Genomic DNA, 16,955 nt, shown 5'->3' with positions numbered 1-16,955 from the left:
TAAACGTAATATTTGTAAATGTGATAAGATTTAGCTAACATGATAAAAGATGATGAAGGAGTGTGTCTTTCAATATGACCAATGAAAAATCAATGAATCAACTGCAATCTGAAGTTGATCAATACATAAGTCAATTCAAAGAAGGCTATTTCAGCCCTCTCGCAATGATGGCCAGGTTAACGGAAGAGATGGGAGAACTGGCACGTGAAATTAACCATTATTATGGTGAAAAGCCCAAAAAACATACAGAAAAAGAGAAAACGGTTGAAGAAGAACTTGGTGATGTCTTATTTGTACTCATCTGTTTAGCCAATTCATTGGATATCAGCCTAGAGGAAGCTCATAATCGGGTTATGCATAAATTTAACACACGCGATAAAGATCGATGGACAAGAAAAGAAGAAAGAGGTGAGGGACATGGAACAAATTAAGGTGACGATTGCAGGACCAAGGGGAAGAATGGGAAGAGAAGCAGTAGAACTGGTTCAAAATACTCCACATTTTACATTGATAAGTGTCATTGACCATAAAGGGGAGGCAAATCTTGATGTACCGGTCTATAAAGAAATAGCACAATGCTTCAATGCAGAAACACCGCATGTACTGATCGATTTAACCACACCTGAAGTCGGCTATACCCATACGAAAACAGCGCTTGAATACGGTGTAAGACCGGTTGTCGGCACCACGGGCTTTACGACGGAGGAACTGAATGAACTTAAAGAGCTTGCCGAATCCAGGAATCTCGGCTGCATCATCGCTCCCAACTTTGCCATAGGGGCAGTATTGATGATGAAGTTTTCCCAGATGGCTGCAAAATACTTTGATGATATAGAAATCATTGAACTGCATCATGACCAAAAGCTCGATGCGCCTTCGGGGACTGCAGTAAAAACAGCTGAAATGATCAAACAAGTAAGGGAAGCTAAAACTCAAGGGCATCCTGATGAAAAGGAATCGATTTCAGGGGCACGGGGAGCCAATATCGACGGAATGCATATCCACAGTGTCAGACTACCCGGTTTGATAGCTCATCAACAGGTCATGTTCGGTGCGGAAGGACAGACCCTGACTGTGCGTCATGATTCATATAACAGAGCAAGCTTCATGTCTGGAGTGAAGGTATCAGTGGAGACTGTCATGACTCTGGATACGTTAGTGTATGGATTGGAAAATATATTGGATTAGAGGGTGAAGCAAATGAATATCGCTTTGATTGCTCATGATAAAAAAAAGGATGACTTAATCCGATTCGTTTTGGCATATAAACCGATCATCGAGAAACACTCTCTATTTGCCACTGGTACAACCGGAAAGAGAATTACTGAAGAAGCCGGATTATCAGTACATCGTTTCCGTTCCGGTCCATTAGGGGGAGATCAGGAAATCGGGGCTTATATAGCAAATGACAAAATGGATCTTGTCCTTTTTTTCAGGGACCCGTTAACAGCACAGCCTCACGAGCCAGATGTATCAGCTCTCATAAGATTATGTGACGTATATTCCGTCCCTTTAGCGACGAACATGGGAACAGCGGAAGTATTGGTGAAAGGCCTGGAAAGAGGGGATATAGAATGGAGAGGCGTCAAAAAAGAAAGGAAGGAATAACGTGGCAGAAGAACAAATAGATATCCTTGCCTTTGGTGCACATGCCGATGATGTGGAAATCGGTATGGGTGGAACGCTGGCTAAATATGCAAAAGAGGGAAAAAAGATTGTCATATGCGACCTGACGGAAGCAGAGCTTTCGTCAAACGGCTCTGTTCCAATAAGGAAACGAGAAGCTCGGAAGGCGGCCGGTTATCTGGGGGTAATGGAGAGAGTGACACTTGATATCCCGGACCGAGGGGTTTACCTCACAGGTGAAAACATTACAAAAGTGGTGGATGTTATCAGGAAATTCAAGCCTAAAGCAGTATTTGCGCCATTTGAACAAGATCGGCACCCAGATCACGGAAATGCATCACGGTTGGTTAGAGAGGCTTATTTTTCTTCGGGTATAAGAAAATTCAACCCCTCATCATCCGTCCATAAACCGGCAAATCTTTATTTTTATATAATAAACGGTTTTCACAGGCCCCATTTTGTCGTAAATATTGAAGACCATATGGAAGCGAAACTGCAAAGCTTGCGTGCTTATGAGAGCCAGTTTCAAAAAGGGAAAGACGGTGTTTCGACACCTCTGACCGATGATTACATAGAAGCAGTTGAAGCAAGGGAAAGAATGATGGGAAAAGACGCAGGTGTACGTTATGCTGAAGGGTTCTTCTCCTATAACACGCTCATTCTGCATCAAGACTTGTTAGGAGAATAACAAATGAAATTAAGAATTGGAATAACGTGCTATCCTACAGTTGGAGGGTCTGGAGTAGTGGCCACGGAGCTTGGAAAGCTGCTGGCTGAAAAAGGGCATGAAATTCACTTCATTACATCCAGTATCCCTTTCAGGATAAACAAAATGTATCATAATATTTATTTTCATCAAGTGGAAGTCAATCAATATTCAGTATTTCAATATCCTCCATATGATATCGCTCTCGCTAATAAAATGTCAGAAATCATCTTGCGGGAAAACCTGGACATCCTGCACGTGCATTATGCAATCCCACATGCGGTATGCGCGATTTTAGGCAAGCAGATGGCAGATAGAGATGTGAAGATTGTGACCACGCTTCATGGGACGGACATAACCGTACTTGGCTATGATCCGTCCCTGACAGGGGCAATCAGGTTTGGTATTGAAAAATCTGATGTCGTAACGGCAGTGTCTAATGCACTTGCCGAACAGACTCATGAGTTGATCCGCCCTGATAAGGAGATAAAAACGGTATACAATTTTATCGACGAACGGGTGTACCGTCATATTGATTCGAGTCACTTACGAAAAGAATACGGCATTCACGAAGATGAAAAAGTTGTCATCCATGTCTCGAATTTCCGGGGAGTAAAACGAGTGAAAGATGTTATTTCTTCTTTCAATAAGATCCAAAAAGAAATTCCGGCAAAACTTCTCCTTGTTGGTGACGGCCCTGAAATGACCGTCATCTGCAGGCAAGTGAAAGAATTAGGCCTGAAGGATCGTGTCTTGTTTCTTGGAAAGCAGGATAATCTCGAAGAACTTTACTCGATAAGCGACCTGAAATTACTTCTGTCAGAGAAAGAAAGTTTCGGATTGGTTGCCCTTGAAGCCATGGCATGCGGAGTCCCGGCTATCGGAACGGATATCGGCGGGATACCCGAAGTGATCAAAGACGGTTTCAACGGGTATATCTGCAAGGTGGGTGATGTGGAATCAGTAGCATCCAAAGCAATTCAATTGCTACGGGATGAGAGGCTTCACAGCAGCCTTTCCGCAAATGCGCTCGAAACAGCCAGAACGAAATTTCATTCCAAAAAAATTCTCGAGCAGTATGAAGTCATATATAAAGAATTAATGTAAGTGAGTCATTACGTTTTATGATAGAAGAGGGTGTTAATCATGTTGCCAGCGATCTTCCAGGAAGCGATTCCGCTATTAAAAAAAATAGAACAAGCCGGGTTTGAAGCATATTTCGTGGGAGGTTCGGTGAGGGATTTTCTTCTCGGAAGGCCCATAAATGATGTGGATATAGCGACGTCTGCTTTTCCTGATGAAATCAAGGACATTTTCCCCCGCACAGCCGATATCGGTATCGAGCATGGGACCGTATTAGTCATCGAGCAGTCAGGTGAATATGAAATTACCACCTTCAGGACTGAATCGGACTACGGCGATTACAGGCGCCCGGATACAGTGGAGTTCATCCGTTCTTTGGAAGGAGATCTCAAGAGGCGGGATTTCACGATGAACAGCCTGGCAATGGACGCAGATGGCAGAGTCTATGATCCATTCAATGGGCAGGAAGATATCAGAAGAAAGGTCATCAGAACAGTTGGAAAACCGGCTGATCGTTTTTCTGAAGATGCACTCAGGATGCTGAGGGGGGTCAGGTTTGTCAGCCAGCTTGGATTTGAGGTTGAACCCCTCACCATGAAGGCACTGAATTTATACTCAAGACTCCTGTCCCATATTGCAGTTGAACGAAAAACGATGGAATTCGAGAAAATGATAGGTGGGGATCACCGGGCGAAAGCTTTACAGCTTCTTTTGACCTCCTCCTTATTTGAACAGCTCCCGGGGCTTTCCGGGCAGAAAGAAGTGATCCAGGAAATATCAGGTCTTCCTTTATTAAAGAGTTTAAATACCGACCAAATATGGCTGCTGTTATCTTCATACATAGATGGCAGTCCTGCAGAATTCTTAAAATCGTGGAAACTGCCTTCAAAGGTGATAAAGGAGCGGACGAAAGAGAAACAGATTCTCTCTAAACGCACAGACGAAGGATGGACGAAGGAACTGCTTTTCCATTCAGGCATTGACCGAGCGTACAACGTGGAAAAAGTGTATAACTGCATTCATTCGATTTCATCTGGGGCAATTGAAGGACTGACCGATGATTATCATGCTCTTCCCATTAAGGACCGAAAGGAATTGATGGTAACAGGCAAGGACCTGATGGAATGGAAAGGTCAGAAGGGCGGACCTTGGGTGAAAGAAACTCTTGAGAGGATCGAAAAGGCCGTTTTATATGGGGAAATAAGGAATGATCTTGAAACGATAAGGAGGTGGCTTGAAACATGCAGACAATCAGAAAGAAATTGATTCAGGCATTTTCAGAATCAAATGGAGAATTTTTATCAGGTCAGGCTCTCGCTGATATTGCAGGCTGTTCCCGGACAGCGATTTGGAAGCACATAGAGGAACTGAGGAAAGAAGGCTTCAGACTGGAGGCAGTAAGGAAAAAAGGCTATCGAATCATCGATACACCTGACAGCGTCACCGAAAATAAGATACGCCTGGGATTACAGACTGCAACATTGGGACAAGTCATACACTATGAAGAATCTGTACCGAGCACTCAAAAAATTGCCCACGATTTAGCAGGAAATGGAGCCGTTGAAGGCACCCTTGTCATTGCTGACGAACAGACTGCTGGAAGAGGGAGGCTGATGCGTGAATGGCATTCTTCATCAGGAAGCGGGATTTGGATGAGTCTTATATTGAAACCACATCTGCCGCCGCAAAAAGCACCACAATTCACATTGATCACTGCAGTGGCGGTGGTCCAGGCAATCGAGGAAGTCACAGAGCTTCAGCCTCAAATCAAATGGCCGAATGATATTCTGATAGATGGAAAGAAAGTAACCGGGATTCTGACTGAATTACAGGCGGAATCAGATAAAATCAATTCCATCATCATCGGAATCGGAATGAATGTGAATCATACGAACGATCATTTTCCGGATGAAATCCGGTCCATAGCTACTTCGCTGGCGATTGAACAGGGAACGCAGCTTTCAAGAGCAAAAGTGGTCCAGACTGTATTAGAAAGAATGGAATCACTTTATTCCCTTTATATGAATGAAGGGTTCACACCTATCAAACTGCTCTGGGAAAGCTATGCTGTCTCCATCGGAAAGAGAATCAGGGCACGTACGATCAACGGAACAATTGAAGGTACAGCATTGGGAATTACAGCTGATGGAGTACTGAAAATTGAAGATCATGAGGGTATTGTGCATCAAATCTATTCCGCAGATATAGAAGTGAATATATAATGGTGATGAACGAGATGTGAAGTAAAGTTAAATCTTTATTCCATCTCGTTTTTTTGTGTTATAATTTTGAGTGGGCAGTATCGTATGAACTGCACCCCCATAGCAGCAAAACATGAAACACGAATATTGAATAATCTGCCTTGATCCAAATGGACTGGGACAGAGGGTCGAAACAATCATATTTAGACACTTGGGATCCTTCTGTCAATTTTCAGAAGGTTTTTTTATTAGGCTCTTTTCACATACTTTGCTGGTTTTCACATTAGAGAATAGAGTATGTTCTTTCGTAAATGCTTGTTCGGATAGATTTGTCTTTCACACTATACATTCCTGGACATTCTACGAAAAACAGCAATCGTCTAGAAAACAGCCTTTTATCATATTGTAAGTGCTTTCATTGTTTCGTCACCTCTGACTGCAAAGAAGGAGGAAAACATGAAACAGACGACTGATTTTTTTAATATGAAAAAAGAATCTAAAAAGATAACGATGCTGACGGCGTATGATTATCCAAGCGCGAAGTTAGCTCAGGAAGCTGGAATCGATTTGCTATTGGTCGGTGATTCACTGGGGATGGTGGTTCTCGGTTACGATTCGACTGTTCCTGTGACGGTTGAGGATATGATTCACCATACGAAAGCAGCCAAAAGAGGCGCACCGGATACGTTTATCGTAACTGACATGCCATTTATGACGTATCATCTTTCAATGGATGAAACCTTGAAAACGGCAGCAAGGATCATGCAGGAAAGCGGAGCAAATGCGGTAAAGGTAGAAGGGGCCGGTATTGTGATCGATCGTATCCAATCGATGACTAGCGCTGGTATACCGGTGATGGCTCATTTAGGATTGACTCCTCAATCTGTAGGGGTACTGGGAGGTTACAAAGTACAGGGCAAGACGGCACATTCCGCGCAGGCACTCCTGGAGGATGCAATAAAATGCGAAAAGGCAGGAGCTTTTTCAATCGTACTCGAATGTGTACCTAAACAATTGGCTAAAGAGGTTTCTGAAGCTGTGAACATTCCTGTCATCGGAATCGGAGCCGGCAGTGAAACGGACGGTCAGGTGCTTGTCTTCCATGACATCATCACTTACGGAGTCGGCAGGGTGCCGAAGTTTGTAAAACAATACAGTAATATTTCCGACACCGTCACAGCGAGCATCGTGAACTATATAGAAGAAGTAAAGAGAGGGTCCTTTCCTGAAGATAAGCACTCCTTTACTATGCGTGAAGAAGAATTGAAAATGCTTTATGGAGGAAGTAAAGAATGAAAGTCATAACGGAACTGAAAGCACTCCGTGAAGCGATTCATCATCATAAACAATCAGGCTGCTCAATCGGTTTTGTCCCGACAATGGGATTCCTGCATGAAGGCCATCTTACTCTAGTAAAAGAAGCGAGAAAACAGAATGATATCGTTGTCATGAGCATCTTTGTAAATCCTTTGCAATTCGGACCGAATGAGGATTTCGAACGTTATCCTAGAGACATTGAGCGTGATTCTATACTTGCAGAAAATGCAGGGGTTGACATCTTATTCATCCCGGTTGCAGAAGAAATGTATCCCGGAACGACATCAATCAAGATGAATGTGACGGAACGGGTAAATGTGCTGTGCGGGAAGAAACGGGAAGGGCACTTTGACGGTGTTGTCACCGTATTAACTAAGCTCTTTCATTTGGTGCAGCCGGATAGAGCATATTTCGGACTGAAGGATGCTCAGCAGATAGCGGTGGTAGAGGGACTAGTTCAGGATTATTTCTTTCCTGTGGAAATTGTAAGGGTGCCTACTGTCAGGGAAGAAGACGGACTGGCAAAAAGTTCACGGAATGTCTACTTATCCGAAAAAGAAAGAAGCGAAGCACCTGTGCTATATGAGAGTCTTGAAAAAGTGAAAAATAAGATTGAATCCGGAGAGACGAGCGGGGATTCAATCATTTCAGAAGTCACAGATTTCATTCATAGCAGGACTTCAGGACAGGTTGAGTACGTGGAGGTATACTCTTTTCCAGAGCTGACCCCCATAGACGACTTAAAAGGTGAGATCATCATAGCTCTTGCCGTTCAATACCAAAAAGCTAGATTAATCGATAATATGATCATTTCATTGAATGAAGAGGAGAATCAGCATGTTTAGGACAATGATGAATGGTAAAATTCACAGAGCCCGTGTCACGGAGGCAAACCTTGATTATGTAGGCAGTATTACAATCGACCAGGATATCCTGGACCGGGTGGATATGATGGCAAACGAAAAAGTACAGATTGTTAATAACAATAACGGAGCAAGACTGGAGACTTACATCATACCTGGTGAAAGAGGGAGCGGCGTCATTTGTCTTAACGGGGCGGCAGCAAGACTCGTTCAAAAAGGGGATGTAGTCATCATCATCTCGTATAAACTGGTGGCAGAAGACAAGGTGGGAAGCCATGTACCGAAAGTGGCTATCATGAATGAACATAATCAAATCGTGGAAATGCTTGGAACCGAGCCTGAAGCGACGATCTACTAATGGACTATTAGAAAAGGACGATTCTTTTGGGATCGTTCTTTTTTTGTGCTTCTGGTTAACATCTGCTTATTTATCTTCTGCTTATCGTCTCTGCTTTTCATTCGAATTATGGTACACTAATTTAGAAATCATATTGTATATAAGATTCATTGAAGGATTTATATAAAGGCAGTGAGAAAAAATGTTACCATTCAAATTAATTGTTGTGGACTTGGAAACAACAGGGAATTCTCCTAGAAAAGGAGAAAAAATCATACAGATTTCTGCAGTCATCATCGAAAACGGAGAGATTGTCGATCAATTCACATCTTTCGTTGCCCCTGGCAAAGCCATCCCGCCGTTTATCGAAGAGCTGACCGGCATAAATGATGAGATGGTCGCGGATGCTCCTGAATTCCATGAGATTGCTCCTAAGATACTTGAACTATTGGAAAACGGTGTGTTTGTAGCTCACAATGTGACGTTCGATCTGTCTTTTTTACAGGCTGAACTGGAAGAAGCAGGCTATAACACCTTTAACGGTCCTGCTTTTGATACAGTTGAATTAGCCAAAATTGCGATGCCTTCTGCAGACAGCTTTAAACTCAGCGAGCTTTCAAATTCACTGTCATTAAGTCATGTAAGACCGCACCAGGCCGATAGTGATGCCTATGTAACGGCAGAGCTGCTGCTCCATTTTATCAATACACTTGTGAAACTTCCGCTGGTCACCCTGGAGAAGCTTCAATCACTCTCAGGACACCTCAAGAGTGACTTATCATTATTATTGGATGAAATCGTCACTCAAAAGCAAAGGCATGTGGAAGATTTGTCGCTTGAACTTGAGGTTTACAGAGGGATTGCACTCCGTAAGAGAGAGGATCATGACACCGGCATGCTCATGGTGGATGATATCGATATCGACCCCGATATCTCCAAAAAACTTGAAATGCATATTCCTTCATATGAAAAAAGAGATGCACAAATTCAAATGATGGATGAAGTCCGGGAATCATTCCTGGAGGGCAGGCATCTTGTGATAGAAGCCGGTACAGGTGTCGGTAAATCACTTGGATATTTATGGCCATCGCTGCAATTCGCCAAGCAGCACAATGAAAGGGTCGTGATCAGCACCTTTACTACGCAGCTGCAGGAACAATTATTGCAAAAGGAAATCAAACTGCTTGAAATGATCTGTCCTTTCTCATTTCAGACAGTGTTGTTAAAAGGAAAAAACCACTACATAAATTTATTTAAGTTTGAGCAGTCCTTGCGTGAAGAGGATGCCCAATATGACGTGATTCTGACGAAAATGCAAATCTTAGTATGGCTGACAAGAACAAAAACGGGAGATGTGGATGAACTTAACCTTACATCAGGCGGCCAGTTATTCTGGAACCGGCTGAGGCATGATGGATGGCACCTTCCTCACAGCAAAGATCCGTGGGTGTCAAAGGATTTCTATCTACATGCAAGAAAACGTGCTCAATCTGCCGACATCATCATAACCAACCATTCGATGCTTCTTTCAGACATCATCAATAAGGGAAGTTTAATCCCTTCCTTTGACTATTTAGTCATTGATGAAGCACATCATCTGGAGAAATCCGCAAGGCAGCACTTGGGAATCGTACTGGACTACCTGTCAATCAAGTTCACGACTTCCCAACTTGGGACTCTTGATCAAAAACAGCTGTACAACCGCCTTTATGCGCTCATGAATACGTATGCTATTGAAGGTACTATCCATTCGTTTGAACTGGATACACTTATCCATCAATTTTATATCGACCTTGAAGAAGCGATGTCTGTCCTTTCCAATGTATTTTTTAAACACGCAAAAAAAAGGACGGGTGCCCAGAAAATACAGCTGAGGATATCGGAAGAAATGAAAAATAGCAGAAGCTGGCTGCCTGTTCAGATGGCGATGGAGAGAGTCATTTCAGGAATGAAAATGATTGAAAAGGAATTTCAAGGGATTCTTGATACGATTAAAACGAAAAAGCTGAAGCTTAAAGACGGTGAAAAAGCGCTTGTAGAAGAATTCTACAGCTTTCTAGTTGAATGGAATGAATTATGGGAGGAGTTCCGGACAGTATTTCTCAGGGAGATGACCGATTCTGTCCTCTGGCTTGATGGTGATACCCGCTCATTGCCCAATAGCCTTGTCATTCAGGCACAGCCGGTCGCTGTCGCACAAAATCTGAACCAAGAGCTTTTCTCAAAGAAAAAAAGCGTTGTCCTTACATCGGCGACCCTGACAGTCAGTGATTCTTTCAACTATTTTTTAAACGAAATCGGGTTAGCTGCTGACGGAATGAAACAGCTGCAGCTTTCTTCTCCTTTTGATTATGCAGAGTCAGCGACGCTGTTCATCCCTAATGATGTACCTGAGATTCAGCATGTATCAAATGAGGAGTATATAGAATCAATCAGTTCCCATTTAATCGGAGTGGCTCAGGCGACTAAAGGCAGAATGCTTATTTTGTTCACATCTTATGATATGCTGCGAAAAACCTATGATTTGATGAAGGAAAGCGGATTGCTTGATGATTTTGTTCTGATGGCGCAAGGAATCACTTCAGGGAGCAGGACCAGGTTGACTAAGAACTTTCAACGTTTTGATAAGGCCATCCTATTTGGGACGAGCAGTTTTTGGGAAGGTGTGGACATTCCCGGGGAAGATCTTTCGTGTCTGGCATTAATACGACTGCCTTTTTCCCCGCCAGATGAACCGGTGACCCAGGCAAAATCTGAAGCTCTTAAAACACAGGGGAAGAATCCATTTTCAAGTCATTCATTGCCAGAAGCGATAATCCGTTTCAAACAGGGTGTAGGAAGGTTGATAAGAAGAAGCAGTGACCGAGGAATTGTGATCGTATACGACCGGAGAATTAAAACAACCCGTTACGGGAACGCTTTTATACAATCAATCCCGTCCATGAAAGTAAAAGAAGGAGACCTCTATGATTTGATTGAGTGGATAGAAGATTGGCTGTAAGAAATTTATGAGACGAACCAGGCAATGCAAGTGAAAACATACATGCCGGATCGTCTTTTTTTTGTCGGCCTTCAAGCGTTTGGACATGAGTGGCCCCTGTTTGCCAAACCCCCTTAAAGAAAAGCACAAGAGGAATGGAGGCTGTTTAATCTAGACTTAGTAAACCTTTATTATCCCAACCATCTTAACCCTTCAGCAGTTCTGGTTAATTTTCATTCATTAAGACAAGATAATGGTAGATGAAAACTGGAGGCATGGAATATGAGAGTGGTACTATGTGCTTTGCTGCTGTTTATTTTGGTTATACCAGTCAGTTACGGGGTAAAGGTTCCTGAATTGGACCTGAATTTAGAACAAAATGAATACGCCATCAGCTTTCTGCCTCTAAAGAGCGGAGAGGTGGCAGTTCTTCATCTGCCTTCAGGTGAGAATTTTCTGATCAACACAGGGCCGCTTTCTCAAATAAAAGAGCTTAATTATTATTTAAATCAAATAAATATCAAAGAAATTAAAGCAATTATCTTCACTGAGGAAGCAGAAATTTATACTGATACCTTATATGAACTAATGAAGAAATATTCAATAAAGGAACTCATAGCCGGTGGTTCATTTTCAGGCATGCTTGTAGAAAGTAAAGTTGCAGTAGTGCAGAGTTTAAAGGAAGGAGACGTTTATCCGTTGTCTTCTGAACTGGCACTGGAAGTGATTCATGAAGGAAATGAAAAACAGGAGGGCTTGGATTTCTCGCTTACGTTTTTTCAGCACCGCTTTCTTTGGCTGAGCTCTCAGTCAAAACACGCAGAAAGTGTTTTCCTGACGAAGCCTTTAAAAAATGTAAACATCGTAAAGATCCCCCTCCATTCAAGGACAGAGTGTATTTCAGATCCTCTAATCAAGCATATCGATCCACAGACAGCGCTGCTCTACCGCTCGAAAGAAAAGTTATTGAACGGTGACTTGCTTGAAGCGATAAATGAAGCGTGGATCGACCTATACTTAACAGGGCAGCATGGACTGATAACGATAAAATTTAATCGAAGTAATTATGAAGTGCTTACATTCGAGCAAGATGACGGTGCATTTAATAATCAATTGGAAAATGGCTGACGCTATTGTCGGCCTTCTTTAAAGGCATATTCACTTTTGGGGGATTATTAATCAGAATGTGCCATTTCATCGGCCCAGTCCAATTGAGGAACACTGATAAATTTTTTGCGTTTCTGTCTACCATATCCGTGGGGAATGTTGTTATAATGTGTACATCGGTCATTATTGCAGAATAAAAAAACAACATCAATATGGATAATAGTCATAAGTCAGAGGAGGAAGCTGCTTTGGAGAGTAAAATTGAAATTCTTTCAACGGTTCGAATTTCTTATACAGATGATTTATATAAGATAGTGGATGCATTAAATAGAACATTAAAAAAAGATGATTACATGTTTGGTTTAGCCCTGGATCCCGAGGATCAAAGTCAGGCGATTATGACCATATATCGTACATAAAGAGGTTCGTTATGAAAAAGTGGATTACAATTATTTTAGTGGCTGCTGTCATTGTGACTGGTACAGCTTCCGTTCTTCTTTACAAAAGCGCAAGAAGTCCTGTGGAAGCAGAATTTGATCAGGCATCTAAACGTGTGCTTGATGAGACATCTATTAATAAAATAGAGAAGGTTAGCATCTATCACGGAGCCAAGTCTTATACAGTCATCACAGGCATGGATGATCAAAACGAAAAAGTGGTAGCATTTGTGCCAGAAAAAAAAGAAGAAATAATCGTCAAGAAATGGGCAGATGGTATTTCGAAAGAGCAGGCAATTAATAAACTAAATGATGAAAAGCAGCCCGAGGAAATCTTATCAGTGAGATTGGGGCACGAATCAGTAGGGCCTGTATGGGAAATCACCTATTTGGATAAACAGAAAAATTTAAATTATTTTTATCTACTTTTCTCCAACGGGGAATGGTGGAAAAAAATTGAAAACCTATAAGTTATCGGGAGGAACATATTGATGAATTTATCTTTAGCTAAAAGAGTGAGTGCATTAACACCTTCTACTACGTTGGCAATTACAGCAAAGGCAAAGGAAATGAAAGCACAGGGTATCGATGTGATCGGATTGGGAGCGGGAGAGCCGGATTTTAATACACCGCAGCATATTATCCAGGCAGCATATGAATCCTTGATTGAAGGTCAAACTAAATATACTCCTTCAGGCGGTACTGCCCAGCTGAAAGAAGCTGTCATCAACAAATTCAAGCAAGACCAGAACCTTACGTACAAACCTTCAGAAATCATCGTGACCAGCGGGGCGAAACATGCTCTTTACACCTTATTTCAAGTGCTTTTGAACGAAGGGGATGAAGTGATCATTCCGACACCATACTGGGTAAGCTATCCGGAACAGGTAAAGCTTGCCGGCGGTACACCTGTAATCGTCGAAGGCAGACAGGAGAATTCATATAAAATCACACCTGAACAATTGTCTGAATCCATTACAGATAAAACAAAAGCTGTCATCATCAACTCGCCAAGCAATCCGACGGGCATGATCTATTCTTCTGAAGAGCTGAAGGCAATCGGCCAAGTATGTTTGGAAAAGAATATCCTGATCGTTTCTGATGAAATCTATGAAAAGCTTGTTTATGATGGGAACAGTCACACTTCCATTGCAGAACTTTCTGAAGAGCTGAAGGAGCAGACGATCATCATTAATGGAGTATCAAAATCCCATTCGATGACCGGGTGGAGAATCGGATATGCTGCAGGGAATGAAACGATTATTAAAGCCATGACGAACCTTGCAAGCCATTCAACATCAAATCCTACAACCACATCCCAGTACGGTGCTGTAGCTGCTTACATGGGGGATCAACAGCCTGTAGAAGATATGAGGAAATCATTCGAGGATCGCTTAAATATTGTCTTTGATAAATTAAACAATATCCCAGGTTTCGATTGCATCAAGCCTCAGGGTGCATTTTACCTGTTCCCGAATGTCAAAGAAGCGGCCCGCTTGACGGGTTTTGAAAATGTTGACATATTTGTGCAAGCATTATTAGAAGAAGCAAAAGTTGCCGTGATTCCCGGATCTGGATTCGGCTCTGAAGATAATATCCGCTTGTCTTATGCGACAAGTCTTGATTCAATGGAACAGGCAATTGAAAGAATACATGAGTTCGTAGTAAAGAATAGTCAATAATAGTATGGCGGGCAGATCGTATCGGACGGTCTGCTCTTTCCTTAGGGAATGGGTCCAATTTGTCCTTTCTATTGCGGCAAAGCGACTCGAAATGTATAATATAGTACGATACATATAGCGTGTTAGTTTTTTTGGAGGGAAAAAAATCGTGAAAACAACAATTTCTCAAGTAAACAAGTTTGTTGGAGAAGAGGTTACGATCGGTGCCTGGCTTGCCAATAAACGTTCAAGTGGTAAAATTGCATTCCTTCAACTCCGTGATGGGACAGGGTTCATCCAGGGAGTTGTGGTAAAAAGTGAAGTCGAAGAAGAGATTTTTCAACAAGCAAAATCGCTGACTCAGGAAACGTCTTTATATGTGACAGGTGTCGTCTCAGAAGATTCACGTTCACCTTTTGGTTATGAACTGCAAGTGAAATCAGTGGAAGTCATCCATGAGGCAGTTGATTATCCTATCACCCCTAAAGAGCATGGAACTGAATTCCTTATGGACCACCGCCATTTATGGCTGCGTTCCCGTAAGCAGCATGCAGTCATGAAGATCCGTAATGAACTCATACGTGCTACGTATGAGTTCTTTAATCAAGAAGGATTCGTTAAAGTCGATCCGCCGATTCTTACTGGCAGTGCACCTGAAGGAACGACAGAATTGTTCGCTACGAAGTACTTTGACGAAGATGCCTATCTTTCTCAAAGCGGACAATTATATATGGAAGCAGCTGCGATGGCACTTGGTAAAGTATTTTCGTTCGGACCGACATTCAGGGCAGAAAAATCCAAAACGCGCCGTCACTTGATCGAGTTCTGGATGATCGAACCTGAAATGGCTTTTTATGATTTCAAGGACAATCTGGAAGTGCAGGAACAATACGTATCATTCATCGTCCAATCGGTTCTGGAAAACTGTAAGCTCGAGTTGGATCGCTTAGGAAGGGATACTTCCAAACTGGAGCAAATTAAAGCGCCATTCCCAAGAATCACGTATGATGATGCGATTAAGTTATTGCACGAAAAAGGATTCGAAGATATTGAATGGGGAGATGACTTCGGGGCTCCGCATGAGACAGCAATAGCTGAAACATACGATAAACCTGTATTCATCACCCATTACCCGACATCATTGAAGCCATTCTATATGCAGCCTGATCCGGATCGCGATGACGTAGTGCTTTGTGCCGATCTTATCGCTCCTGAAGGCTACGGAGAAATCATCGGTGGCTCCGAGCGTATCCACGATGCAGAACTTATGAAAAAGCGTATCGAAGAACATGAATTGGCAACTGATGCTTACAAGTGGTATCTGGAACTTAGAGAATACGGTTCTGTTCCTCATTCAGGCTTTGGTCTTGGACTTGAAAGAACAGTAGCATGGATCAGCGGAGTCGAACACGTAAGAGAAACAATCCCGTTCCCGCGTCTACTAAATCGTCTATACCCATAAGGTGTTAATTAAAGGCTGACTTTATTGCAGAAATGCAAGACAAAGTCAGCCTTTTCACATATCAACACTTTTAAAGTTCAGACTGAAGGGTATTTAGAAATACAAAATGTGTGATAGATTTATTATAAAGATTAGGCTGGTTCTAGCTGTTGATTGGAGTGGAAGGCGAAGACTCCTGCGGGAAAAGCGAGACAGGTGAGACCCCGCAGGAGCAGAGCGACGAGGAGGCTCACCGGCCGCCCGCGGAAAGCGAAGTCTTCCACGGAAATCAACAGCGGTATTCAATGGATTTTGACTGCAAAAAAGTGTTAAATAATTCTTCTGAACACATCCATATCGACATAGATAATAAGCATGTTATACTTAAAGGTGAGGTGTGCCGTATATGGATTATAAACAATTGATGGTGTCCTGGATCGAAGAAGGGACCCTGAATATTCCGCAATTATTATTGAACAATTATCATACAATGGGATTAAATGAATCTGAATTTGTCCTTCTGCTCCATATCTATGGACAGATAGAAAAAGGGAACTATTTCCCAACCCCGGAGGAACTTTCTGAACATATGAGTATATCTTCGGAATACTGTTCATCCATCTTAAGAAAGCTGATGCAGCACCATTTCTTAACGATTGAAGAAGGATTGTCACCAGATGGTATCCTATTCGAAAAATACTCACTTGCTCCCTTATGGGAAAAGCTTGCTGATTTTGTCATTCAAGCTTCTAAAATGAAACAAATGCAGAAATCCATGGAAGAAGAAGCCGACATCTATTCTATTTTCGAGCAGGAATTCGGCCGCCCCCTTTCACCGCTAGAGTGTGAGACGCTTGCTATGTGGCTGGATCAGGATGAACATAATACCACGATTATCAAAGCTGCGCTCCGAGAGGCTGTTATTTCCGGAAAACTGAATTTCAGGTATATCGACCGGATTTTATTTGAATGGAAGAAGAACGGTGTGAAAACGATAGAGGATGCCCGCAACCAAAGTCAAAAGTTCAGGACTCATCAAAAATCACCGGCTCAGAACGACCCTTCCATGCCCAAGAGAAAGTCGGTTCCCTTCTATAATTGGCTGGAACAATAATCAAAGTGTAAAGGGACTGCGCCCCATTTTAGGGCCGGTCCCTTTTATAGTGTATACTACATACGAACAGGTAATAAGAGTG

General features: G+C 42.4%; 17 protein-coding genes. All 17 read left to right on the top strand.

Going from position 1 to position 16,955, the window contains the following annotated elements; genetic code table 11:
* The first annotated feature begins 74 nt into the window (after positions 1-74).
* The 17 genes from ACUXV2_RS11875 (at position 75) to ACUXV2_RS11795 (ending at position 16,873) form a co-directional block, all read left to right on the top strand.
* Positions 75-431 carry a nucleotide pyrophosphohydrolase gene (locus tag ACUXV2_RS11875; RefSeq protein WP_446243419.1) on the top strand — a complete coding sequence of 119 codons (357 nt, stop codon included), beginning with the start codon at positions 75-77 and terminating at the stop codon, positions 429-431.
* Positions 418-1,188, top strand: a complete 771-nt coding sequence (gene dapB, locus ACUXV2_RS11870) for a 4-hydroxy-tetrahydrodipicolinate reductase (RefSeq protein WP_446243418.1) — start codon at positions 418-420, stop codon at positions 1,186-1,188. Before ACUXV2_RS11875 ends, dapB begins: the two co-directional genes overlap by 14 nt.
* Positions 1,189-1,200: 12 nt before the next feature.
* The gene (gene mgsA / locus ACUXV2_RS11865; RefSeq protein ID WP_446243417.1) at positions 1,201-1,608 is read left to right on the top strand and encodes a methylglyoxal synthase; all 408 of its coding nucleotides are present in this window, start codon (positions 1,201-1,203) and stop codon (positions 1,606-1,608) included.
* A 1-nt stretch (position 1,609) separates the two neighbouring features.
* Positions 1,610-2,314 carry a bacillithiol biosynthesis deacetylase BshB1 gene (gene bshB1, locus ACUXV2_RS11860; RefSeq protein ID WP_446243416.1) on the top strand — a complete coding sequence of 235 codons (705 nt, stop codon included), beginning with the start codon at positions 1,610-1,612 and terminating at the stop codon, positions 2,312-2,314.
* Between the two features lie 3 nt (positions 2,315-2,317).
* The gene (gene bshA / locus ACUXV2_RS11855; protein WP_446243415.1) at positions 2,318-3,439 is read left to right on the top strand and encodes an N-acetyl-alpha-D-glucosaminyl L-malate synthase BshA; all 1,122 of its coding nucleotides are present in this window, start codon (positions 2,318-2,320) and stop codon (positions 3,437-3,439) included.
* Between the two features lie 39 nt (positions 3,440-3,478).
* The gene (locus ACUXV2_RS11850) at positions 3,479-4,681 is read left to right on the top strand and encodes a CCA tRNA nucleotidyltransferase (RefSeq protein WP_446243414.1); all 1,203 of its coding nucleotides are present in this window, start codon (positions 3,479-3,481) and stop codon (positions 4,679-4,681) included.
* A complete protein-coding gene (locus ACUXV2_RS11845; protein WP_446243413.1) occupies positions 4,657-5,637 on the top strand; it encodes a biotin--[acetyl-CoA-carboxylase] ligase in 981 nt (326 codons plus the stop codon). Before ACUXV2_RS11850 ends, ACUXV2_RS11845 begins: the two co-directional genes overlap by 25 nt.
* Positions 5,638-6,072: 435 nt before the next feature.
* Positions 6,073-6,912: a 3-methyl-2-oxobutanoate hydroxymethyltransferase gene (gene panB / locus ACUXV2_RS11840; protein ID WP_446243412.1), complete on the top strand. Its 840-nt coding sequence runs from the start codon at positions 6,073-6,075 to the stop codon at positions 6,910-6,912.
* On the top strand, positions 6,909-7,778 hold the full coding sequence (panC, locus tag ACUXV2_RS11835) for a pantoate--beta-alanine ligase (RefSeq protein WP_446243411.1): 870 nt from the start codon (positions 6,909-6,911) through the stop codon (positions 7,776-7,778). Before panB ends, panC begins: the two co-directional genes overlap by 4 nt.
* A complete protein-coding gene (gene panD / locus ACUXV2_RS11830; RefSeq protein ID WP_446243410.1) occupies positions 7,771-8,154 on the top strand; it encodes an aspartate 1-decarboxylase in 384 nt (127 codons plus the stop codon). Before panC ends, panD begins: the two co-directional genes overlap by 8 nt.
* A gap of 181 nt (positions 8,155-8,335) precedes the next feature.
* The gene (dinG, locus tag ACUXV2_RS11825; RefSeq protein WP_446243409.1) at positions 8,336-11,134 is read left to right on the top strand and encodes an ATP-dependent DNA helicase DinG; all 2,799 of its coding nucleotides are present in this window, start codon (positions 8,336-8,338) and stop codon (positions 11,132-11,134) included.
* Between the two features lie 261 nt (positions 11,135-11,395).
* On the top strand, positions 11,396-12,241 hold the full coding sequence (locus ACUXV2_RS11820) for a hypothetical protein (protein WP_446243408.1): 846 nt from the start codon (positions 11,396-11,398) through the stop codon (positions 12,239-12,241).
* Positions 12,242-12,468: 227 nt separating this feature from the next.
* Positions 12,469-12,639: a YpmA family protein gene (locus tag ACUXV2_RS11815; RefSeq protein WP_446243407.1), complete on the top strand. Its 171-nt coding sequence runs from the start codon at positions 12,469-12,471 to the stop codon at positions 12,637-12,639.
* A gap of 11 nt (positions 12,640-12,650) precedes the next feature.
* A complete protein-coding gene (locus ACUXV2_RS11810) occupies positions 12,651-13,127 on the top strand; it encodes a cell wall elongation regulator TseB-like domain-containing protein (protein ID WP_446243406.1) in 477 nt (158 codons plus the stop codon).
* 21 nt (positions 13,128-13,148) lie between these two features.
* Positions 13,149-14,339, top strand: a complete 1,191-nt coding sequence (locus tag ACUXV2_RS11805) for a pyridoxal phosphate-dependent aminotransferase (RefSeq protein WP_446243405.1) — start codon at positions 13,149-13,151, stop codon at positions 14,337-14,339.
* 148 nt (positions 14,340-14,487) lie between these two features.
* Positions 14,488-15,780, top strand: a complete 1,293-nt coding sequence (gene asnS, locus ACUXV2_RS11800; protein ID WP_446243404.1) for an asparagine--tRNA ligase — start codon at positions 14,488-14,490, stop codon at positions 15,778-15,780.
* Between the two features lie 385 nt (positions 15,781-16,165).
* Positions 16,166-16,873 (top strand): DnaD domain-containing protein, encoded by a 708-nt coding sequence (locus ACUXV2_RS11795; RefSeq protein ID WP_446243403.1) that lies wholly within the window; start codon positions 16,166-16,168, stop codon positions 16,871-16,873.
* The last annotated feature ends 82 nt before the right edge of the window (positions 16,874-16,955 follow it).

This window comes from Rossellomorea sp. NS-SX7 (assembly GCF_052828565.1).
Note: the sequence above shows the minus strand (reverse complement) of the source record. Positions and strands in the feature narration are given on the sequence as shown.